This window comes from Montanilutibacter psychrotolerans, assembly GCF_003719825.1.
Lineage (GTDB): Bacteria > Pseudomonadota > Gammaproteobacteria > Xanthomonadales > Xanthomonadaceae > Montanilutibacter > Montanilutibacter psychrotolerans.
The window spans coordinates 15,818-37,913 of sequence record NZ_RIBS01000007.1 but is presented as its reverse complement, the minus strand read 5'-3'; the positions used below and the strand labels follow the sequence as shown (position 1 = coordinate 37,913).

Sequence of the window (22,096 nt, the reverse complement as noted above, 5' to 3'; positions counted from 1 at the left end):
CATGGCAGGGCCGTGACTTTCGGCGCTGGGGAAGGGCGTCGGTGGTCGGCACCATCGGGCAGGTCATGCCCCACTTCCGGCCGATGCGCCGGCTCCGGCCCTTCGGGGCGTGCCATGCAGGGATTGCCATGCACCGTTACCTCGTCTCCGCGATCGCCCTGGCACTGGCCAGCGCTTCCTTCACCGTCGCCGCGCAACCACCGTCCGTATCGACGGCGGTGCAGACCACCACGCAGTTGCCGCGCAACGTGCGTCCCGTGCATTACGCGTTGGAAGTGGTGCCGCACGCATCGTCGCTGACCTTCGACGGCAAGGTGGCCATCACGCTCGACGTGCTGGAGCCGACGGCCACCATCACCCTCAACGCGGTCGACATAGCGTTCGCGTCCGCGCGCCTGGCAGGCGCCGGTGTCGAGGCGAGCGGCATCGTGCCGAGAATATTAGTGGATACGCAGGAGCAGACGGCGACGTTCATCTTCGATGCCCCCTTGGCAACGGGGCGCTACGTATTGGCGATGGACTATCGCGGAAAGATCGGCACGCAGGCCAACGGCCTGTTCGCGATCGATTACGAGAACCGGGCCGGCAAGCAGCGCGCGCTGTACACGCAGTTCGAGAATTCCGATGCGCGCAAGTTCGTGCCGTCCTGGGACGAACCCAATCACAAGGCCACGTTCGACCTGACGGCCACGGTGCCCTCGGCACAGATGGCGGTCAGCAACATGCCGGTAACGCAGACCACCGAACTGGGCGACGGCACCAAGCGCGTGCGTTTTGCCCAATCGCCACGGATGTCCACGTACCTGCTGTTCTTCGGGCTGGGCGATTTCGAGCGTGCGACCTTGCAGGCCGGCGACACCGAGGTGGGCGTGATCGCGCAGACCGGGTCGGTGGCGCAGGCGCAGTTCGCGCTGGAGTCCTCGCGCGACGTGTTGCGGGAATACAACGACTACTTCGGCGTCCCCTATCCGTTGCCAAAGCTCGACAACATCGGTTCGCCCGGGCGCAGCCAGTTCTTCGGCGCGATGGAGAACTGGGGCGCGATCTACACGTTCGAGTACGTGTTGTTGCTGGACCCGACGATCGCGACACAGGCCGATCGCGAAAACGTGTTCTCGGTCGCCGCGCACGAGATCGCCCATCAGTGGTTTGGCGACCTGGTGACGATGAGTTGGTGGGACGACCTGTGGCTCAACGAGGGCTTCGCTTCGTGGTTGGCCGGGCGCACCACCGAGAAGCTGCATCCGGAGTGGAACACCGCGGTGGCGGCCGTGGACGTGCGCGAGCGTGCGATGCGCCGCGATGCGGTGGTGACCACGCACCCGGTGGTGCAGCACGTGGAGACGGTGGATCAGGCCAGCCAGGCGTTCGACTCGATCACCTATTCCAAGGGCGAAGCCGTGATCCGGATGTTGGAAGGCTACGTCGGCGCCGAGGCGTGGCGCGATGGCGTGCGCCGGTACATCAAGGCCAACGCTTACGGCAACACGGTGTCGGATGATCTGTGGCGCGAGGTGGAAGCGGCGGCAGGCAAACCGGTCACCGCGATCGCGCACGACTTCACGCTGCAGCCGGGCGTGCCGATGATCCGCGTGGAATCGGCGCGCTGCGAAGGCGACACCACCACGCTGGTGCTCAAGCAGGGCGAGTTCACCAAGGATCGCCCGGACAAGGTGCCGCTGCGCTGGCGTGTGCCCGTGATCGCGCAGGCCATCGGCAGCGATTCGCCGGTACGCGCCGTGATCAGCGAAGGCGAAGGCACGATGAGCTTGCCCGGTTGCGCGCCGGTGCTGGTCAATGCCGGGCAGAGCGGCTATTACCGGACGCTGTACGCGCCGGAGCAGCGCGCGGCAATCCGCGATCGGTTCACGCAGCTGCGTGCCGTCGACCAGCTTGGCCTGATGGGCGACACCTGGTCGCTTGGGCTGGTCGAGCTGCAACCGGCGAGCGACTACCTGGACCTGGTGCGCGCGACACCGGTCGACGCCGATCCGCAGATCTGGGGCAGTGTCGCCGGTCGCCTGGGCGAGCTCGACGACTTCTATCGTGACGATGCCACGCAGCAGGCGGCATTCCGCGCGTTCGCGATCGGACAGCTGGCGCCGGTACTGGCGCGCATCGGCTGGGACGCCCGGCCTGGCGAAGCCGGTCCGGTGGCGAATCTTCGCAACACCCTCATCACCGCGCTGGGCGCGCTGGGCGATGCCGACGTGATCGCCCAGGCGCGTCGCCGGCATGCGGCCGCAGACCGCGATCCGGCGGCGCTGCCCGCGGCGCTGCGCACCACGGTGCTGGGCGTGGTGGCGCAGCACGCCGACGCGGCAACGTGGGAACAACTGCACGCGCAGGCGAAGGTGGAGAAGACGCCGCTGGTGAAGGACAACCTCTACGCGTTGCTGTCCTCCACCCGCGACGTGGCATTGGCCAGGCGCGCGCTGGCGTTGTCGTTGACCGACGAGCCGGGCGCGACCAACAGCGCGGCGATGATCCGCACCGTGTCCAACCAGCACCCGGACCTGGCGTTCGATTTCGCAGTCGCGCACCGCGAGCAGGTCGACGGCATGATCGACTCCGCCTCGACCAGCCGGTTCTACCCGATCCTGGCCACCAATTCGCTGGACCCGGCGATGGTGGGCAAGGTGCGTGCCTATGCACAAGCGCACATCGTCGAAAGCTCGCGTCGCGTGTCGGAAACCGCGGTCGCCAATATCCTGTACCGGGTGGGTGTGCGTGAGCGGGTACTGCCGGTGGTGAGCGCGTGGCTGAGCAGACGCGGTAGCGCCGCGCGTGGCGACATCGCCGAGCGGGCGCGATAGCGCGGATGCGCGTGGCGCCTTGGCATGTCCATGGCGGGCCGCACGGCGCGCATGACGCGCCAAGGTGAATCGTAGAATGACGAACCTTCCAGGGAGACGGATGCACATGTCGGAGTTGCCTTTCAAGCTGCAGCAAATCGATCACGTCGTACTGCGCGTGCGTGACGTAGACCTTATGCGGGCGTTCTACTGCGACGTGCTGGGCTGCACGGTAGAGCGCAACCAGGAAGCGATCGGCCTGCTGCAGTTGCGCGCCGGGCGTTCGTTGATCGATCTGGTCGGCGTCGACGGCAAGCTCGGTCGCATGGGCGGCGCGGCGCCTGGCGTCGAGGGCCGCAACATGGACCACCTGTGCCTGCGCGCCGAGCCTTTCGATCGCGCGGCGATCGTCGCCCATCTGGAAGCGCATGGCGTGCGCGTTGGCGACTTCGGCTCGCGCTATGGTGCCGAAGGCGAAGGCCCGTCGCAGTACCTGTTCGATCCCGAAGGCAATGTCGTCGAGCTCAAGGGCCCGCCGGACGAGGTCCTGGTCGACGTCCATCTCGTCGCAGGCGGTAGCGGCGCGGCCTGACCCGGGCCACGCGCGCAACGGCCGTCAACGCAGCAGCAGCACCGGCACCTGGCAGCTGCGCAGTAGCTGGGTGGTGGTGCTGCCCACGATCAGGTTGCGGATGCGCGAGTGGCCGTACGCGCCCATCACCAGCAGGTCAATGCCGTGGTCGCGCACCTGCTGCGCGATCACCGTTTCGGGACTGCCGGGCAGGAGGTTGGGGCGCGGATCGAAACCGGCCGCACGCAGCTGGTCGAGTGCGGCGTCGACGTGTGCGCTGATGGCGGCGTCGACCGTGCCAACCAGCAACACCTCGCAGGCCAGGTCGCGCAGCAGCGGACTGGCGCTGACCAGATCGACGCAACGCCGCGACGTCGCGCTGCCGTCGAACGCAATGAGGAAACGCGTGACCGGGCGGTAGTCCGGCGGCACCACCAGCACCGGGCGATGCACGGCGCGCACGACGCGCTCGACCTGGCTGCCCAGTTCGTCGCGCTCGGAGTCGGCATTGGCGCCGCGCTTGCCCAGCACGAACAGGCGCACGTCGTCCTCGACATCCAGCAGCGCCTCGACCAGCAGGCCATGGCACTGGCGCGTGGTGGCCGCGACGCCGTGCCGGCGCGTGGCGTGCTCGCGGGCCTGTTCCAGCAGAATGCGGCCCTGCTCCTGGGCAAGCGTGGCGCGCTGTTCGTCGACGGCCGTCAGTTCGGCCAGCAGGGCCTCCTGGCTGACCAGCGCGAGGTTGCCGCTGAAGTCCAGGGCCACGGGCGTGAGCACGCGCTCGAGCGTATGCAGCAGCTCCAATGGCGCATCCAGACGCGACGCGGCCCAGGCGGCGTACTCGGTGACGGCATTCGCGTACGGGGAGGGGTCGACGGCGCCGAGGACGCGACCGGTCGCAGGGATCGGGGGCTGGGTCGTGGCCATGCCGGGTTCCTCCTGGGTGACCGTCAGGCGCCGGGCATCGATCGTGCCGCGCATGCCCGGCTTGCCAGCGATGGTAGCGCTGGCGGCGCTCGATGGGGCGATCGAGAGGGGCGGGCGGAAGTTGGCGTCGCCCGGGCGGTCGCGTCGAACTCTGCGTCGCTCCGGCCTACAATCCGCGCCACGATGCGCAGCGCCGCCTTCCACCGATGGATGAGTCACATGGCGCTGGTCGCCGTGTTGCTGCTGTTGGCCGTGCCGACGGCGGGGCGCGTGCTGGCCAGCGCGTCATCCTCGGATGGCGTGTGGACGCAGATGTGCACGATGGCCGGGCTGACGCTGGTCAAGGTGCCCGGCGGCGACATCGATCCGCTGGCGCCAAAGCCGGCGCCGCTCGGCAGCGGCATGCCCGACGACTGCGCGTACTGTCCGGTGCTCGGCGCGATGCTCGCGCTGCTGGCGTGGGTGGTGCTGGCATTCGCGCGAGTGGCGGCGACGCAGTTGCCCACCGGGCATCCACGGTTGCCGCGCGCCGGCCGGCACCCCAGCGGCCTGGGCTCGCGCGGCCCGCCGATCGCGCTCTGAAACACAAGACCCGCAACTGAAACGCGCGTGGCGTCGGCCACGCGTGCCTTGTGTCTTTGGAGTCCTCCATGCCGAATTCTTCCGGTGCGACGCCGCGTGCGTCGCGCGTGGCCGTGGCTGTTGCCGCGGCCCTGGTTCCCCTGTGCCCGGCGGTTGCCGCCGGCCCCCCCGCCGCGGCACCCGCCGTAGCCGCCCACGCCACCGACATCACCCACGTCGACGACGCGCACGAGACCGCGCTGCTCGACGCGGTGGAAGTCCGCGCCACCCACGTCGAACGCCGCGAACAACGCCTGCGCCGCGCCCAACACGACGGCGCGGCCGCCGTCATCGACCAGCGCCGCGTTGAACAGGCCAACATCGTCGGCAGCGAAGACTTGCTGCGGCTTGCGCCAAACCTGACCCTGCGCTCGCGCTACATCGGAGACCGCAATGCGTTGATCGGTGGACGCAGCAACAGCACCGCGACCGGCTCGCGCGCACTGGTCTACGTCGACGGCCTGCTGATCAGCGATCTGCTCGGCGCGACGTTCAACCCGCCGCGCTGGGGCATGGTGAACCCGGCCGAGATCGCGTCGATGGACGTGCTGTACGGCCCGTTCTCGGCCGAGTTGCCGGGCAACTCGATGGGCACCACGGTGCAGATCACCACGCGCTATCCGCGTGCGATGGCGGCGACGGCGGAGGCGCAGTGGTTTTCGCAGTCCTACCGCGACGACTACGGTCTGGACGACGACTTCCGCGGGCATCGGCTGGGCGCCACGCTCGGTCAGGGGCGCGCGGGCTGGCGGTGGTTCGTCGCGGCCAGCGCGCTGGACACCCACTCGCAACCGATGGGGTACGCGACGCCGAGCGCCTACCTCGATGATGCGGCCACGTTGCCGCCGGTGCACGGAGCGATCGGCGATATCGATCCGGACGGCAGGGCGCGCGTGATCCTCGGAGCGACCGGCATCGAGCACACGCGCCAGTCCAACTTCAAGGCCAAGGTCGGCGTCGACCTGGGTGACGCGGCGACGCTGGAGCTGGTGTTGGGCCACTGGCGTAACGACTACGACCGCCGCGCCATCAGTCTGCTGCGCGATGCGTCCGGCGCGCCCGTGTACGCGGGTCGGTGGCGGTTGCCCGACGGTCGCGGCATCCGCATCGGCGACGCGACATTCTCGCCGCAGCGCGGCAGCGAGCGTCACCGGCAGGCGGCGTTGTCGGTGACCTGGCAACTCGATCCGGCATGGTCGCTGCAGGCCATCGCATCGGACTACCGCATCGCCGACAACACCTTGCGCAACGCCGTGCTGCCGCCGGACATCGCCGCGGCGGGCGGCGCGGGCACGGTATCGCACGGGGACGGCACCGGCTGGAACACGCTCGACCTCAAGCTCGATGGACAGCTCGGCGCACACCGCGTGCGTGTCGGCCTGCACGGCGATCACTACGCGCTGCGTCAGCAGGTGTTCGCGACCGACGACTGGCGCGATGGCGATGCCGTCCGGCGAAGCAGCGTGTTCGGAGGAAAGGCGCGCACGCTGGCCGCTTACGTGCAGGATCACTGGCGCTTCGCGTCGGCGTGGGAGCTCGGCGTCGGTGCGCGCTTCGAACGATGGCGCGCCTTCGACGGCGTGCGCGGCTCGGCCGCGACCACGCTGCACTACCCGCAGCGCGCCATCTCGGCGTGGTCGCCGAAGCTGAGCCTCGCCCGTGAGCTGGGCATGGACTGGAGCGTGCGCATGAGTGCCGGCAAGGCCGTGCGCTTCCCGACGGTGTCGGAGCTGTTCCAGGGAACGGTGTCGGGCAACACGATCGTCAATGCCGATCCGCACCTTCGGCCCGAGGTCGCCTACGCCCGGGAGCTTTCGCTGCTCGGACACGTCGGTGACGGCCAGGTGCGCATTAGTGCCTTCGAGGACGACATTCGCGACAGCCTATTCACCCAGCTCAACCTGTCCGTGACGCCGACTGTCAGCACCATCCAGAACGTCGGACGCGTGCGCAACCGTGGCCTGGAGTTTGCAGGCGAATGGCAGCGGCTGGGCATCGAGGGGCTCGAACTGTCGGCCAGCCTGGCGTTCAACCGATCTCGCATCCTTGCCAATCCAGGCTTCCCCACCAGCGAGGGGCGGCACGCGCCACGCATCCCGCGTCAGCGCGCTGCCGCGATGTTGAGTTATCGGCCCGACGATGTCTGGCGCTTCAGCCTGGCCGGGCGCTACTCGGGACGGCAGTGGAACAACCTGGACAACTCCGACCGGCACCCGGACACCTTCGGCGGCACGTCGCGTTTCACCGTGTTCGACGTCAAGCTCACGCGTCGACTGGCGCCCGGGCTGTCGCTGGGGCTTGGCATCGACAACGTCGGCGACCGTCGGGCGTTCGTGTTCCATCCCTACCCGCGACGCACGCTGCTGCTTGAACTGCGCTACTCCGGGAGCGCGCCATGAGTGCTGCGGTGCAGTCCGACGAAGTGCAGGCCGGCGCATTGCAGGCCGACGCGACCCAGCCCGCGCGGCCCGTGACACATCGCCGCGCACGCCAGTACGCACGGTTGTGGCGCTGGCACTTCTTCGCCGCGTTGCTGGTCGTGCCGTTCATCCTCTGGCAGGGCGTAACCGGCGTGGCCTACCTGTGGCACGAGGACATTGCCGACGCGTTGTGGCCGCAGTTGCGCCTGGTCGAGCCGCGCGGTGCGATGGTGCCGTTGGACCGGCAACTGGCGGCGGCGCGCGACGCCAACGCCAACGCCGACGCGATGCCGGTGCGCGTGCTGCGCGCCGCCGATCGATCGCGCAGCACGCAGTTCGTCTTCGCGCACGGCAACGGGTTGACGAGTCCGAGCTTCGTCGATCCGTACACGGGTCGGTGGCTGGGCTCGGTTCCGGCGCACACGTGGCTGCCGGGCCTGACGCGTTCGCTGCACGGCGGTTGGCCGCTGGGGCGTGCGGGCTCGTGGCTGCTGGAGCTGGGCGCGTGCTGGTGCATCGTGATGGTGCTCAGCGGCCTGTACCTGTGGTGGCCGCGTGCTGCGCGCGGCATGGCCGGCGTGCTGTACCCGCGACTTCGCCACAGCGCGCGGGTGTTCTGGCGCGACCTGCATGCGGTGGTGGGCATCGCGTTCTCGGCGGTGCTGCTTGCGTTCCTGGTCACGGCGCTGCCGTGGACCGACTTCTGGGGAGGTCACGTGCTCAAACCGCTTCAGCGCTGGAGCGGGCAACTCGCACCCGACACCCGCGGCGGCGGCGCCCATCACCCGGTCGGTGGGCACGCCGGTCACCCTGCGCGCGCGCCGGCATTGCAACGCATTGTCGATGTCGCGGCTGCTGAGGGCCTGCGTGGCGACCTGCAGATCGACATCGCGCGCGACGGTGGGCCGGTCACCGTGGCGATGAAGTCCGGCCGTGCGGCGAACGAGCGTGTGTTGCGCGTGACGCCCGATGGCACACGCGTCATCGCGCGCATCGGGTGGCGTGACTACCCGACGATTCCGCGGCTGGTGGCCACGGGCGTCGACCTGCACGAAGGCACGTTCCTGGGGCGCGCCAATCGCATCTTCAACACGGTGGTGGTCGGCGCGTTGTTCTGGCTGGTCGTCACGGGCGTGATCGGCTGGTATCGCCGGCGCCCCGGCGAGGGCGGCCTGTCCGCACCGCCGCGGCAGGCGGGTCCGTTGCCGCGATGGTTGAGGGGCGTGGCAATCGCACTGTGCGTGGCGATGCCATTGCTCGGCATCAGCGTGCTGCTGCTGTGGCTGGTCGACGGCGTGCTGGGCGTGGCGGGGCGATGGCGGGAGTGACGTCGTCGCGGGCGCGGTGATCCACCGGCGAGCAGGCGTGCTCAACCATTCCCGTCTGCGCCGGTATGCGTGGTGCGCCGCTGGCTGCGGCGCACCGCGCATACCGCATCAGCCGCGGATGAAGGCCGCGTAGCCCTGCAGAAAGTCGCCGAGCTGCTTGCGCAGGCCGTCGTCGCCGATGGCGCCGGTTTCGTCAAAGACCTGTTGCGCGCGCGACACCAGCAGCCGGCCACCGGACCAGCGCCGCGTACCCAGCGTGCTCAGCACCGGCAGCCAGCCGTTCTGCGCGAGGATGGTGCCAAACCCGCCTTGCGACGCGCCGATCACCGCGAACGGTCGGTTGCCGAACACGCGCGCGATGTCGCTGGACGGTCGCGACAGCCAGTCGATGGCGTTCTTGAACACGCCCGGGATGCCGTTGTTGTACTCGGGCGTTACCAGCAGCACGCCGTCGCTGGCGACGATGCGCTGCTTGAGTGCTTCGACCGCGGGCGGCAGACCGTCGCGCTGCTCCACGTCGCCGTCATACAGCGAAATGCCGTGCAGGGTGGCGGCGTCGAGCTCGATCCCCGGCACGGCCAATGCCTGCGCGGCGCGCAGCAGTGCAGTGTTGTACGACTGTGCGCGCAAACTGCCGGAGATGCCCAGGATCCTGATCATGCGGTGCCTCGTTCTGTGTTGGTGCGATGCCGTGGACGACCGGTGGGTCGGTCTGCGTCGCGAACGGGAGCATAGGCCAGCGCCGCTGGAATTGTGTAACCGCGCCCTGCACGCGTACCGTTCGCGGCCATGATCGGCTTCCGTCGCCACCGCCTGCCTCTCGTCCTGCGCGTACTCGTGCTGGCGATGTTCGTGCTGGGTGTCGCGATGCAGCCGGTGCTGGCCTCGCTGGGCGAGTTGCACGAGCTGTCGCACGACCCATCCGGCAGCCACGCGCATGCGGCACATGCCGGTGATGCCGTCGCGGCCGAGACGGCCGACGGCGAAGGGAACCCGCGCGCCCTCCATGTGCTGCTGGACTTCGCCCATTGCTGCGGGCAGCCAACGGCGATGCCGTTGTCGTCGCCGCAGATGCCGATGGCCATCGCCGCGTCGGTGGCGCTGCCGATGGGGCCTTCGCAGCCCCCGACCGCTGCGCGCAATCTCGCGCCGTACCGCCCTCCGATCGTCTGAGCCACGTCCCTGTGTTCCCGGCGCCAATACGCGCCGTGGATTGACGTTGCCCAGAGGAATTCTCCATGCACCTGTTCGACCTGACGCGGCCCCGTGCCGCGCGGGCGCTGGTGGCTGGCGTTGCGGTCGGCATGTTTGCCGTTGCCGCGACCGCTGGCGTACCCGCGACCGATCCCAAACCCGTTCTCCCGCACGCCCCCACACCCCATTCCACCGTCCATCCCAGGGTCGCTCCCGATGCACTGCGCGCCGCATTGCGCGACGCGTGGCAGCAACACCCGGACTTCCGTGTCGCCCAAGCGCAGGTGGATGCCGCCGGCGCGCGGCTCGAAGCGGCTGGAATGCCGCTGTACAACCCCGAGCTGGCGTTTGCGTTCGATGACGAGGGCGCCGACCGCTCCACGACGGCCGGCGTCAACCTGACGCTGGACATCAACGACAAGCGCGGCGCGCGGCGCAGCGCCGCCTCGGCGCGATTCGACCAGGCCAGCGCACAGGCGCAATTGCAGCGGCGCGAGTTCGCCCGCCAGTGGCTGGCCGCATGGGCGGAGTTGCAGACTGCCGGGCAGCGCGTGCTGGCCGGTGAGCGTCGCCTCGCGCTGCTCACTCGATTCGCCGACCTGGCCGCCAGGCAGTTCGCCGCCGACGACATTTCCGGTCTGGAACGCGACTTGGCGTTGCTGGCGCGCGACGAAGCCCGGGCCGGGCAGGCGGCACTCATCGCCGAGCACGCCCAGGCCCAGGCGCGTTTTCTCGCACTGGGTGGGTCGACGCTTCCCGATGGCGGCGTGGCGTTGCCCAGCGACACGTTGCCGCCGCCACGGCCCGAGCCCGATGGCACCGAGCGGATGCCCGAGTGGCGCATCGCGCAGGCCGCCAGCGTCGCCGCCGAGCGCGAGGTCGGCGTTGCCCAGCGCGACGCGGTGGCCGATCCGACCGTCGGTGTGCACGGCGGTCGTATCGACGAGGACGGCCGCGGCGACAACGTGTTCGGTGTATCGGTGAGCATTCCGTTGTTCGTGCGCAACGATCATCGCAACGAGGTTGCCGCCGCGCGCGCCGATGCGCAGGCCGCCGTTGCCCAGGCCGAACGCGTGCGCATCGAACTGGCGGCGACACGGCGCGGCGCGACCGACAGTTATGCCGCCGCGCAGTCGGCATGGACGCTCTGGCGCGCCAGTCGCGGCACCGATATCGAGCGCCGCACCGGACTGCTCGAACGGCTGTGGCGCGAGGGCGAGTTGTCCACGTCCGACTACCTGCTGCAGCTCAACCAGACCCTGGACACCGCACTTGCCGGCGCCGAACTCGAAGCGCGCCTGTGGCGCAGCTACGCCGACTACCTCGCCGCCACCGGCCAGCTTGAGCGCTGGGCCGGCCTGGAGACCACGCCATGAGATTTCCGCCGATGACATTGAACCCGATCCCCCTGCTGGCGCAGGCCGCCGCGCTTGCGCTGTTGCTGACCGCCTGCTCGGGTGAGGTGACCGCGCCGGAAGCGCGCGCCGCCGCGCACGGCAAGGACGAGCATGCCGAGGAACCCCATGGGCAAGGCGCAGCGCCGGAAGCGGGTCACGCCGACGCCGAAGAAGCCGCGCCCACCGTCACGATGGACGACGACGCGCTGAAGGCCGCCGGGATCCGCATTGCCGTGCTGGTTGCCACGTCGCCGGGTGAGCAGCTGCGTGCCCCGGGCGAGGTGCTCGACAGCGCGTACGGCACCACGCTGATCACGCCGCGCGTCGCCGCGCTGGTGGTGCGCCGCCACGCGCGGCTGGGCGACGAGGTACGCGCGGGAGCACCGTTGGCGACTCTGGCCAGCGTCGATGTCTCCGACGCGCAGGCCGAGTTGCGCATCGCCGAACAGGAATGGCGCCGCGTGTCGGCTCTGGGCCGCGAGGCAGTGGCCGGGCGACGCATCAGTGAGGCACGCATCGCGGTCGATCGCGCGCGAGCCAAGGCGCGCGCGTACGGCCTGCCCGATACCGGTCACGGCAGTGTCGACGGTCGGTTCACGCTCCCCGCGCCGCACGCCGGCCGCATCACCGAGGACGATTTCGTCGTTGGCGAACGCATCGAGCCGGGTCGTGCGCTGTACCGGCTGGTGGACGAGTCGGTGGTCTGGGTGGATGCCCGGCTGCCGTCGGGCACCGTGCCGCGCCTGACCGCCGGCAGTGCGGCGACGATCGTCGCCGACGGGCGTCGCATCCCGGGCACGGTGCTGCGCGCCGCGCACCGCACGTCGGAAGCCACGCGCAACGCGGTGGTTCGCATCGAGGTTGCCAACGAAGACGACCGGTTGCACGGCGGCGACTTCGTCGACGTCTACCTGGGTGCGGGTGGCGATGCCGCCACGCCACGTCTGGCGGTGCCCAGCACGGCGCTGGTGCAGCTGCAGGGCGACACGGTGCTGTTCCGCCGCGACGCCCATGGCGCGATCGCACCGGTGCCGGTTCGCACCGGCGCGGTGATTGGCGAACAGACCGTAGTCGAGGAAGGCGTGAACGCCGGCGATGCGGTGGTGGTGGAAGGTGCGTTTGCGATCAAGGCGCGCCTGCTCAAGGCACAACTGGGAGAAGGTCATGCGCATTGAGCCGCGACCGTCGCCGCGGAGAGGTGCGCCATGCTGAATCGCCTGGTCGAACTCGCGCTGCGTTACCGCTTTCTGGTGCTGATCGCGTTTGCGGTCGTGGCCTTTCTTGGCTTGCGCGCGGTGCGCGACGTGCCGATCGATGCCTTTCCCGATGTCACGCCGGCACAGGTCAACGTCTACACCGAATCCCCTGGCCTGGCCGCCGAAGACGTCGAGCTGCTGCTGACCGCGCCGGTGGAATCGGCGCTGGCCGGTTTGCCGAAAGTCCAGGAGATCCGCTCCGTCAGCCTGTTTGGTTTGTCGTACGTCACCGTCTATTTCGAGGACGGGATGGACATCTACTTCGCCCGGCAACTGGTCAACGAGCGCCTGCAGGAGATCGCTGACCGGCTGCCCGATGGCCACGGCAAACCGGGCATGGGACCGAATGCTTCGGGGTTGGGACAGGTGTACTGGTACACGGTCGAACGCGCGCCCGGCGTCAGCAGGCAGCAGGTCAGCGACATGGACCTGCGCACCTGGCAGGAGTGGTCCGTCCGGCTGATCCTGCGCACCGCGCCGGGCGTCGACGATGTCACGTCCTGGGGCGGCGGCGAGCGCGAGTACCAGGTCCGCATCGATCCGCAGCGTCTGTATGCGCGAGGCCTGGGGTTCAAGGACGTGATCGACGCGCTGCCGGCCAACAACGGGCAGGTGGGCGGCAACGTGATGGACGTCGGGCGCGAGCAGTACCTTGTGCGCGGGCTGGGCCTGCTGCAGTCCGAGCAGGACATCGGCGACATTGTGCTCAAGGCCGAAGACGGGGTGCCGGTGTACCTGCACGACGTCGCGGAGGTGGTCCAGGCGCCGGCCCCGCGGTTTGGTGCGGTGACGCGCGATGGCCAGGAGGTCGTGCTCGGGATGGCGTTGTCGCGCATCGGCGAGAACGCGCGCGACGTGGTTGGCGCGGTCAAGCAGCGGCTGGCTACGGTGCGCGACGCACTACCCAAGGGCATGGTGCTCAGGCCGGTCTACGACCGCACCGAGCTGGTCGACAAGGCGGTCGGCACCGCGACGCGCGCGCTGGTCGAAGGCTCGCTGCTGGTCGCGGTGGTGCTGTTCCTGTTCCTGGGTGAACTGCGCTCGGCGCTGGTGGTGATCGTGACGTTGCCGATGGCGATGTTGATCGCCTTCATCGGCATGGGCGAGGTGGGGCTTTCGGCAAACCTGATGTCGCTGGCCGGGCTGGCGATCGGCATCGGCATGATGGTCGACGGCGCGGTGGTGATGGTGGAGAACGCCTTCCGCATCATGGCCCAGCGCCTTGAACACGGCGAGCCGGTCGATCGCGTTTCGGCCGTGCTGATGGCGGCCAGGGAGGTCGCCAACCCGGTGACGTTCGCGATCATCATCATCATCGTGGTGTTCCTGCCGTTGTTCTCGCTCGAAGGACTGGAAGGCAAGATGTTCAAGCCGATGGCCTTCAACATCGCCTTCGCGATGGCCGGCTCGTTGATCCTCAGCCTGACCCTGGTGCCGGTGCTGGCGTCGTTGATCCTCAAGCCAGGACCCGAGCGCGATACCTGGCTGGTGGCGCGCATCAAGCGCGGCTACCTGCCGATGCTCGAGCGCGCGCTGGCACACAAGAAGGCCGTGGTGGCATCGGCGATTGCGGCATTGGTAGCGGGACTGGCGATCTTTCCGTTGCTGGGCAGGGAGTTCATGCCGCAGCTGCAGGAGGGCTCGATCATGTGGCGCGTCACGGGCATCCCCTCGACCTCGCTGGACGAATCCATCCGCACCAGCAACGTCATCGCCGAGGCGTTCAAGGCGTTTCCCGAGGTGGACACCACGGTGGCGATGATCGGCCGCGCCGAGAAAGGCGAGACCGCCGACGTCAACTACATGGAGATCTACACCGCGTTGAAGCCCGAGGACGAGTGGACGTCCGGACGCGACATCAAGCAGCTCGAGGCGGCGATGCAGGAGACGCTGGAAACGGTGGTGCCCAACGTGGTGCCGGGCTATACGCAGCCGATCCAGATGCGCGTGGAGGAGTTGATCTCCGGCGTGCGCGCCACGCTGGCATTGAAGTTGTATGGTCAGGACCTCGCCGAGCTCGATCGACTCAGCGCGCGCCTGAAGGGCGTTCTGGCAGGCGTGGAAGGCGTCGCCGACCTGTCGCTGGAAGCCAACCTGGGCAAGCCACAGATCCGCATCACGGTCGATCGCGCGCAGCTGGCACGGCACGGCATGAATGCCCAGGAGGTGCTGACTATCGTCCGCAACGGGCTGGGCGGCGAACCGGTCAGCGTGCTGCTGGATGGTGTGAAGCGCTTCGATATCGCGGTGCGCCTGGGCGACGACGCACGCGCATCGGTCGAGCAGTTGCGGCGGATTCCGTTGCGCACGGCGGGCGGCGCGCTGGTGCCGCTGTCGCAGGTTGCCAAGGTGAGCGTCGCCGAAGGCTACTCGTTCGTTCGCCGCGAGCAGCTGCAGCGCTACGCAGTGATCCAGATGGACGTGCGCGGTCGGGACATCGATGGCTTCGTGAAGGACGCGCAGAAGGCGATCGCAGGAAAGGTGACGCTGCCGCCGGGCTACTGGATCGAATGGGGCGGTGCGTTCGAGAACCAGCAGCGTGCGTTGTCCCGGTTGTCGCTGATCGTTCCGGCGACGATCTTCTTCATCTTCGTGCTGCTGTGCACCGCGTTCAATTCGATCCGGCTCGCCCTGCTGATCCTGGCCAACGTGCCGTTTGCGACCGTCGGCGGATTGCTCGCGTTGTTCATCACAGGGCAGTACTTGTCGGTTCCCTCGGCGATCGGTTTCATCGCGGTGTTCGGCGTGGCCATGCTCAACGGCATCGTGCTGGTGAGCTTCCTCAACGAGCTGCGCGCGAAGGGGGTGGCGGTGCGCGATGCGGTAGTGCAGGGCACGGTGCTGCGCCTGCGGCCGGTGCTGATGACGGCCAGCGTGGCGGTGCTGGGCATGCTGCCGATGCTGCTCTCGCGCGGTGTCGGCGCCGAGACCCAGCGACCCCTGGCGACGGTGGTGGTGGGTGGGCTGATCAGTTCGACCCTGCTGACGCTGGTGCTGTTGCCGGTGCTCTACGAGTGGCTGGCGCTGCGATCCGAGCGCAGGTTGCCGGTGACTTCACGCACCGGGTGAGTCGCACGGTGCGAGGCGATGCCGGCCGGTAGCGCTGGCCGGCATCCACGTTGTTGCGCTGCTGCGGGTGCCGGAAAAAAGAACGCCCCGCGCGAAGCGGGGCGTTCGATTCTGGTGCGGGGCTGGTGACTCAGGCCTCGACTTCTTCGTCCTTGAACGCGTCCACCGGGATGCACGCGCACATGATGTTGCGGTCGCCGTAGACGTTGTCGACGCGCGACACCGGCGGCCAGTACTTCTGCTGCTTGAGCGTGGCCAGCGGGAACACCGCCAGTTCGCGCGAATAGCCGTGGGTCCACTCGGTGGCCATCACCGCGGTGGCGGTGTGCGGGGCGTTCTTGAGCGGATTGTCCTCGCGATCCATCGTGCCGTTCTCGACCGCGCGGATTTCATCGCGGATCTCGATCATCGCGTCGATGAAGCGGTCGAGTTCATGCATCGATTCGCATTCCGTCGGCTCGACCATCAGCGTTCCCGAGACCGGGAAGCTCAGCGTCGGGGCGTGGAAGCCGAAGTCGATCAGGCGCTTGGCCACGTCCTCGGCACCGATGCCGGTGGCGTCCTTGATCGGGCGCAGGTCGAGGATGCACTCGTGCGCGACCAGCCCGTTGCGCCCGGTGTACAGCGTCGGGTAGTGCGGCGCGAGGCGCTTGGCGATGTAGTTGGCGTTGAGCAGAGCCACCTGGGTGGCCTTGCGCAGGCCCTGGCTGCCCATCAGCGTGATGTACATCCAGCTGATCGGCAGGATCGAGGCCGAACCGAAGCTTGCTGCGCTGACCATGCCCACCGTGCCTTCACCGTCGATGGTCTTGGGCAGGTACGGCGCGAGGTGCGCCTTGACCGCGGTCGGGCCGACGCCCGGGCCGCCGCCGCCGTGCGGGATGCAGAAGGTCTTGTGCAGGTTGAGGTGCGACACGTCCGAGCCCCACTTGCCAGGCTTGGCGACGCCGACGAGGGCGTTCATGTTGGCGCCGTCGGTGTACACCTGGCCGCCGTGTGCGTGCACGATCTCGCAGATGGTGACGATGTCCTCCTCGAACACGCCGTGCGTGGACGGGTAGGTGATCATCAGCGCGGCCAGGCGGTTGCCGTACTTCTCGGCCTTGGCGCGGATGTCTTCGACATCGACGTTGCCGTTGCTGTCGCACTTGGTCACCACCACCGTCATGCCGCACATCTGCGCCGATGCGGGGTTGGTGCCGTGCGCGGATTCGGGAATCAGGCAGATGTCGCGCTGTTCCTGGCCGTTGGCGCGATGGAAGGCGCGGATTGCCAGCAGGCCGGCGTATTCGCCCTGCGCGCCGGAGTTGGGCTGCAGGCTGACCGCGTCGTAGCCGGTGCACTCGACCAGCATCGCCTCGAGGCCATCGATGAGGTGCTTGTAGCCACGCGTCTGCTCTGCCGGCGCCAGCGGGTGGATGTTGGCGAACTCGGGCCACGTCACCGGGATCATCTCGGCGGTGGCGTTGAGCTTCATCGTGCAGCTGCCCAGCGGGATCATCGTGCGATCCATCGCCAGATCCTTGTCGGCCAGCGAGCGCAGGTAGCGCAGCAGTTCGTGCTCGCTGTGGTGGGTGTTGAACACCGGGTGCTGCAGGAAGGTGCTCTGGCGCAGCAGGCCGCCGGGCAGCGCGTCTGCGGTGGCGGCGTCGAGCGCGTCGATGTCCTCGACGCTGGCGCCAAACAACGCGGCCAACGCGATCACGTCTTCGCGCGTGGTGGTTTCGTCCAGGCTGATGCCGAGGCTGCGGCCATCGATCTGGCGCAGGTTGATGCGCGCGGCATAGGCCTTGGCGTGGATCGCGGCGGCGTCGACGTCGACCACGTGCAGCGTGTCGAAGAAGTCCGGACCGACCGTGACGCCGGCCTTGCGCAGCACGCCGGCCAGGATCGCGGCGAGACGGTGGGTGCGGCGCGCGATGCGGGTCAGGCCTTCGGCGCCGTGGTAGACGGCGTAGGTGCTGGCCATCACCGCCAGCAGCACCTGCGCGGTGCAGATGTTGGAGGTCGCCTTCTCGCGGCGGATGTGCTGCTCGCGGGTCTGCAGAGTGAGCCGGTAGGCCGGCTTGCCCTCGGTGTCGAGCGAGACGCCGATCAGTCGGCCCGGCATCGAGCGCTTGTACGCGTCACGGCAGGCGAGGAACGCGGCATGCGGACCGCCGAAGCCGAACGGCACGCCGAAGCGCTGCGTGTTGCCCACGACGATGTCCGCACCCCATTCGCCCGGCGCGGCGATCAGCGTGAGGGCAAGCAGGTCGGTCGACACCGCAACCAGGCCACCGCGCGCGTGCACGGCGTCGGCGAGTGCCTTGTAGTCGTTGATCTGGCCGAAGCTGTTCGGGTACTGCAGCAGCACGCCGAAGCTGTCGGTGCCGGCGCCGTCTGCGTCGTCACCGACGACCACCTCGATGCCGATGCCATCGGCGCGCGTGCGCAGCACTTCGATGGTCTGCGGGTGCACGCCGCTGGAGACGAAGAACACGTTCGACTTGGACTTGCACGAACGCTTGGCCAGGGTCATCGCCTCGGCCGCCGCGGTGGCTTCGTCGAGCAGCGAGGCGTTGGCGATCTCCATGCCCGTCAGGTCGGCGCACATGGTCTGGAAGTTGATGAGCGCTTCCATGCGACCCTGCGAGATCTCCGCCTGGTACGGCGTGTAGGCCGTGTACCACGCCGGGTTCTCGAGGATGTTGCGCAGGATGACGTTCGGCGTGTGGGTGCCGTAGTAGCCCTGGCCGATGAAGGTGCGGAACACCTGGTTCTGGTTGGCGATGGTGCGGATCTTGGCGATCGCCTCGACCTCGGTGATCGCCTGCGGCAGCGCGAGCGGAGCGGGCGACTTGATCGAGGCGGGCACGATCGCATCGGTCAACGCTTCCAGCGAGTCGTGACCAACCACCGCCAGCATGCTGCCGATCTCGGCGTCGTTGGGGCCGATGTGGCGCTCGATGAAGGCGTCGTGGTGCTCGAGGGCACGCAGGGAGGAGGGCGTGGTCTGACTCATGGCAGGGGCGTCCGAAGGCAAACGTGCGGTGCCGCACGCGAGGCGCCCCTCTGTCCTTTTGCCTGAGAGTTTTGAAACGCGTCCCGCGGTGGGGTGGGCGATTCGTGCACCTTCGGCGCCGGGTTTTACCGGTCTCTCCAGAGTTGCTCGCAAGCGGCGGTACGGGTGCCTGAGCGATTACGGGCGTTGCGCCTTCGGCAGCGGGTTTCCCCGCTTCTCCCACCGCTTGCATCGAGCCCGGCGATTATAGCCTCCCGCCCGAGGTCGCGGCCGGCCGACAGCGGCCTGGCGCCGGCCCGTCCCCCTGGCGGGTGCTTGGCGCGTTCAGCCTGGTCGGTGGATGCCGCGGTAACCGGACCCCGGAACCGACCCGGCCCGCGCGAGGCGGGCCGGGCGGTCAGGCGTTGTGGCAACCGGCCGGCGTTGCACCGGCCGGTTGCGCTGGCCGCTCACGCGGCCGCTTCGATGGCGCTTCCTGGCGCCTTCATTCAGCTGGCAGGCACCCAGTCCAGGCCCGGCAGACGGGTAACGGACCGCGCGCCGACCGTGCTGCCCGCGGGCCAGATCACGTTGCTGCCGATGATGCTGTGACGCCACAGGATGTCGGCCTTGCCGTTGCCGTCGTAGTCGCCACCGCCCACGGCCTGCCAGTCGATCACCATCTTGGTCAGGGCCACACGGCTGGTCGACAGCGCGCTGTACCAGATCTCGTTGTTGCCGGTGCCGATCACGTCGCGCCACAGCAGGTCGTCCTTGCCGTCGCCGTTGAAGTCGGCGATCTGCGCCAGGCGCATGTTCTGGGCGGCCATCTTGCCGACCGTGCGCTGGACGCTGCCGAGGCCGGCCGACCAGTAGACGTTGTAGCCCGGGTTCTGGTTGCGCCAGAACAGGTCGGCCTTGTTGTCGCCGTCGAAGTCGCCCACGCCGACGATCTCCCATGCCTTGGACGGCGCCTTCGCCAGCGCGCGCGACCGGGTGGCATCGCCTTCCGGCCAGACCATGCTGGCGTCGCTGGTCCGGTTGTGCCAGAGCACGTCGTCGCGGCCGTTGCCGTCGAAATCGCCGGCACCGGCGATCTTCCAGTCGCCCAGCGAGGCGCTCGGACTGACGAGGGTCGTGCGGGTGGCGAAGTTGCCCGATCGCCAGATCTGGTTGATGCCTGCGACGCGGTTGGTCCAGACGATGTCGGACTTGTGGTCGCCGTCGAAGTCGCCAACCGCCGCGATCTGCCAGCGCGCGTCGGCCATGGTGACGACGCTCTGGCGGGTGGCGCTGTTGCCGCCCAGCCAGATCACGCTGGCACCGCTGAGGCGGCCGTGCCAGAGGATGTCGTCCTTGCCATCGCCGTTGAAATCGCCGTGCCAGTTGGCCAGCAGCGCCGGGCTGAGGCCGTAGGCCATCACGTTGCCCGAGTCCTCGGTGAAGGCGTCGCCGTTGATGGCGGCATGCATGCCGCCAAAGCGGTCCGGTGCGATCTGCGCGCCCTTCACCAGCTGCTTGTCCAATGCCAGCATGGTGCTGAAGACCACCGTCCTGCCATCGGCAGACAGCTTGCTGACGAAAGGCGCATCGCGTGCGACGTAGGCCGTTCCCAACGGCAGACCGCCGACCTGCGGGAAGGTGTTGGACGGATCAAGTCGCGGGTGCGGCGTGATGCCGCTGAGGAGGATGTTGCCGGTGGCGTCCAGCGCCATGTCATACAGCAAGTCGTAGGTGCTGCCACCGAAGTAGGTGCTGAAGATCCGGCTGCGGCCATCGGCGCTGAACTTGGCGACGAAGGCGTCGGTGCCGCCGGCGTTGGTCGATCGGAGCGCGTTGACCACCGGGAAGTCCGACGACCAGGTGTTGCCGGCGACGACGATCGCGCCGCTGCCGTCGATCGCCACGACATCGGCGTAGTCGTTGTGCTGGCCGCCGATGTAGGTGCTGGCGGCGAGGGTCTTGGCGGCCGGGTTCATGATCGTCATGAAGCCATCGGAAAGGCCCTTGGGCTGTGCCTGCAGCGGGTACTTGGTCGGGTAGTTCGGCGACTCGGTCTGGCCGACGACCACCAGGTTGCCGTTGAGGGCGATCGCAACCGAGTCCGCGCGATCGTCTTCCAGGCCGCCCAGGTAGGTGCTGGCGGTCGGCATGCCCGACACGTTGAGCCGGGTGACGAACGCATCTTCGCCGCCGCCGCGCGCGGCCTGGAATGGGTTGATCGTCAGGAAGTTGCTGGACGTGGTGTAGCCCGTCACCACGACCTCGCCATTGGCGGCCAGGGCCAGGCCCTTGCCTTCGTCGTGGCTGCTGCCGCACAGCAGGGTGCTGTACTCCAGCGCGCTGCCGGCGCTGTTGAGGCGCAGCACGAACACGTCGGAGTTGGTGCTGGTCAACTGGCAAGCCGGCTGGCCGGTATTGACGGTCGACGGGAATTCGCTCTTCCAGGCGCCGCCGGTGAGGTGCACGCGGCCGCTCGCGTCCACGGCGATGTCGCCCACCGGGTTGGTCCAGGTGCTGTTGATCAGGGCGGTGTAGACCTGCGCGCTGCCAGCCGGGTTGAGCTTGGTGACAAACAGGCGGTCGCGGTCCTGGGCGTTGGGCGGGATGCCCGGGAAGTTGTACGACGAGGTGATGCCGGCGATGTAGATGAAGCCGGCGCGGTCGACGGCGATCGCATAGGGCGTGTCGTCCTTTTCGCCGTCCAGCACCTTGAGGTAGTCCAGCACCGGGTCGATCACCAGCGGCTGGCTGGCGTCGTAGCGGCCCAGCTCGAAACCGATGCGGTTGTCGCCGAGCAGGCGGTAGCGGCTTTGCACCGCGACGCGCTGTCCATCGATCATCTGGTAGCTGATCGGGCGCTTCTGCACGATCTCGCCCGCGGCGGTGGCCAGCACGAGGTTGCCGGCATCGTCGATCCGGCGGCTGCGTGCACCGTCGATGGCCAGCGCGATGCGCGCCGGATCACGGCCCGGTGCCACCACGAAGTCGTACTCGAGTTGCTGCTGGTTGCCGTACCAGACCATGTCCACGCCCGGCCACACGGAGGCGTAGCGAACCTTGCCAAAGTTCTCGACATCGCTGACCCAGCCGGCCGGGTCGTTGCCGCTGATGTAGTGGGTCTTGCCGGCCTGGCGCTGGTAGGTCGAGGCGCGCGCTGCGCGATTGCCGTCGACCAGGGAGATGCGCAGCTTGGCGGGCGCGCCTTTGTCCGCGCGGCTCAGGCTCAGGGTCGCGCCGCCTGCGTCGAGGGCCAGCCCGTAGCCGAGGCCGCGTGCACTGAAGTCGACGCCATCCGGCTGCTGGCCGCGATTGGCTTCGAAGGACAGCGGCAGACGGCGGTAGGCCTGCATCGAATCGACATCGGCCTGGACCTGGGTTGCAGCCGTGGCCTGGGTCGCGGTCGCCGCGAGGTTGGGCGACGGGGCGGCGGGTTCGGTGGACGGGGCGAATACCGCCAACGCGGCGGCGATAGCGGAAGCCAACAGATCGCGAATCATTCGGCGGAACTCCATGTGGTTGGGACGAACGCCCG

General features: G+C 68.7%; 13 protein-coding genes and 1 riboswitch. Of the genes, 9 read left to right on the top strand and 4 right to left on the bottom strand.

Features of this window, described 5'->3' with window-relative positions; genetic code table 11:
• The first annotated feature begins 128 nt into the window (after positions 1-128).
• Together EER27_RS13690 and EER27_RS13685 are read left to right on the top strand one after the other, a co-directional pair.
• Positions 129-2,816, top strand: a complete 2,688-nt coding sequence (locus EER27_RS13690) for a M1 family metallopeptidase (RefSeq protein ID WP_123088690.1) — start codon at positions 129-131, stop codon at positions 2,814-2,816.
• 106 nt (positions 2,817-2,922) lie between these two features.
• Complete coding sequence (locus tag EER27_RS13685; protein WP_123088813.1) at positions 2,923-3,387, top strand: VOC family protein; 465 nt, start codon at positions 2,923-2,925, stop codon at positions 3,385-3,387.
• Between the two features lie 24 nt (positions 3,388-3,411).
• On the opposite strand, the gene EER27_RS13680 is transcribed toward EER27_RS13685, so the two are convergent.
• Positions 3,412-4,347: a universal stress protein gene (locus EER27_RS13680; RefSeq protein ID WP_223807341.1), complete on the bottom strand. Its 936-nt coding sequence runs from the start codon at positions 4,345-4,347 to the stop codon at positions 3,412-3,414.
• Positions 4,348-4,512: 165 nt separating this feature from the next.
• Here EER27_RS13680 and EER27_RS17155 point away from each other — a divergent pair, with 165 nt between their 5' ends.
• The 3 genes from EER27_RS17155 to EER27_RS13665 all read left to right on the top strand — a co-directional run bounded on the left by EER27_RS17155 (position 4,513) and on the right by EER27_RS13665 (position 8,662).
• Positions 4,513-4,875 (top strand): DUF2946 family protein, encoded by a 363-nt coding sequence (locus tag EER27_RS17155; protein ID WP_190285806.1) that lies wholly within the window; start codon positions 4,513-4,515, stop codon positions 4,873-4,875.
• Between the two features lie 68 nt (positions 4,876-4,943).
• Entirely contained in the window at positions 4,944-7,313 is a 2,370-nt protein-coding gene (locus EER27_RS13670; RefSeq protein ID WP_123088689.1) for a TonB-dependent receptor, read from the top strand.
• Entirely contained in the window at positions 7,310-8,662 is a 1,353-nt protein-coding gene (locus EER27_RS13665) for a PepSY-associated TM helix domain-containing protein (protein ID WP_123088688.1), read from the top strand. The genes EER27_RS13670 and EER27_RS13665 overlap by 4 nt, the downstream gene beginning before the upstream one ends.
• Positions 8,663-8,770: 108 nt before the next feature.
• Here the strand turns inward: EER27_RS13665 and EER27_RS13660 are convergent, their stop codons facing one another.
• On the bottom strand, positions 8,771-9,322 hold the full coding sequence (locus EER27_RS13660) for an NADPH-dependent FMN reductase (RefSeq protein WP_123088687.1): 552 nt from the start codon (positions 9,320-9,322) through the stop codon (positions 8,771-8,773).
• A 129-nt stretch (positions 9,323-9,451) separates the two neighbouring features.
• Here EER27_RS13660 and EER27_RS13655 point away from each other — a divergent pair, with 129 nt between their 5' ends.
• The 4 genes from EER27_RS13655 (at position 9,452) to EER27_RS13640 (ending at position 15,578) form a co-directional block, all read left to right on the top strand.
• Positions 9,452-9,835, top strand: coding sequence for a hypothetical protein (locus EER27_RS13655; protein ID WP_123088686.1), 384 nt, complete (start codon positions 9,452-9,454; stop codon positions 9,833-9,835).
• Between the two features lie 65 nt (positions 9,836-9,900).
• Positions 9,901-11,232 carry a TolC family protein gene (locus EER27_RS13650; RefSeq protein WP_123088685.1) on the top strand — a complete coding sequence of 444 codons (1,332 nt, stop codon included), beginning with the start codon at positions 9,901-9,903 and terminating at the stop codon, positions 11,230-11,232.
• On the top strand, positions 11,229-12,428 hold the full coding sequence (locus tag EER27_RS13645) for an efflux RND transporter periplasmic adaptor subunit (RefSeq protein ID WP_148041032.1): 1,200 nt from the start codon (positions 11,229-11,231) through the stop codon (positions 12,426-12,428). The genes EER27_RS13650 and EER27_RS13645 overlap by 4 nt, the downstream gene beginning before the upstream one ends.
• A gap of 30 nt (positions 12,429-12,458) precedes the next feature.
• Positions 12,459-15,578: an efflux RND transporter permease subunit gene (locus tag EER27_RS13640; protein ID WP_123088683.1), complete on the top strand. Its 3,120-nt coding sequence runs from the start codon at positions 12,459-12,461 to the stop codon at positions 15,576-15,578.
• A gap of 130 nt (positions 15,579-15,708) precedes the next feature.
• On the opposite strand, the gene gcvP is transcribed toward EER27_RS13640, so the two are convergent.
• Complete coding sequence (gene gcvP / locus EER27_RS13635; RefSeq protein ID WP_123088682.1) at positions 15,709-18,582, bottom strand: aminomethyl-transferring glycine dehydrogenase; 2,874 nt, start codon at positions 18,580-18,582, stop codon at positions 15,709-15,711.
• A 40-nt stretch (positions 18,583-18,622) separates the two neighbouring features.
• Positions 18,623-18,733: riboswitch (glycine riboswitch) on the bottom strand.
• A 337-nt stretch (positions 18,734-19,070) separates the two neighbouring features.
• On the bottom strand, positions 19,071-22,061 hold the full coding sequence (locus EER27_RS13630; RefSeq protein WP_190285805.1) for a DUF7948 domain-containing protein: 2,991 nt from the start codon (positions 22,059-22,061) through the stop codon (positions 19,071-19,073).
• Between the last annotated feature and the right edge of the window lie 35 nt (positions 22,062-22,096).

Coding starts and splice junctions, on each gene's coding strand:
- EER27_RS13690 (WP_123088690.1), top strand. CDS start 129: ATGCACCGTTACCTCGTCTCCGCGATCGCCCTGGCACTGGCCAGCGCT.
- EER27_RS13685 (WP_123088813.1), top strand. CDS start 2,923: ATGTCGGAGTTGCCTTTCAAGCTGCAGCAAATCGATCACGTCGTACTG.
- EER27_RS13680 (WP_223807341.1), bottom strand. CDS start 4,347: ATGCGCGGCACGATCGATGCCCGGCGCCTGACGGTCACCCAGGAGGAA.
- EER27_RS17155 (WP_190285806.1), top strand. CDS start 4,513: ATGGCGCTGGTCGCCGTGTTGCTGCTGTTGGCCGTGCCGACGGCGGGG.
- EER27_RS13670 (WP_123088689.1), top strand. CDS start 4,944: ATGCCGAATTCTTCCGGTGCGACGCCGCGTGCGTCGCGCGTGGCCGTG.
- EER27_RS13665 (WP_123088688.1), top strand. CDS start 7,310: ATGAGTGCTGCGGTGCAGTCCGACGAAGTGCAGGCCGGCGCATTGCAG.
- EER27_RS13660 (WP_123088687.1), bottom strand. CDS start 9,322: ATGATCAGGATCCTGGGCATCTCCGGCAGTTTGCGCGCACAGTCGTAC.
- EER27_RS13655 (WP_123088686.1), top strand. CDS start 9,452: ATGATCGGCTTCCGTCGCCACCGCCTGCCTCTCGTCCTGCGCGTACTC.
- EER27_RS13650 (WP_123088685.1), top strand. CDS start 9,901: ATGCACCTGTTCGACCTGACGCGGCCCCGTGCCGCGCGGGCGCTGGTG.
- EER27_RS13645 (WP_148041032.1), top strand. CDS start 11,229: ATGAGATTTCCGCCGATGACATTGAACCCGATCCCCCTGCTGGCGCAG.
- EER27_RS13640 (WP_123088683.1), top strand. CDS start 12,459: ATGCTGAATCGCCTGGTCGAACTCGCGCTGCGTTACCGCTTTCTGGTG.
- gcvP (WP_123088682.1), bottom strand. CDS start 18,582: ATGAGTCAGACCACGCCCTCCTCCCTGCGTGCCCTCGAGCACCACGAC.
- EER27_RS13630 (WP_190285805.1), bottom strand. CDS start 22,061: ATGATTCGCGATCTGTTGGCTTCCGCTATCGCCGCCGCGTTGGCGGTA.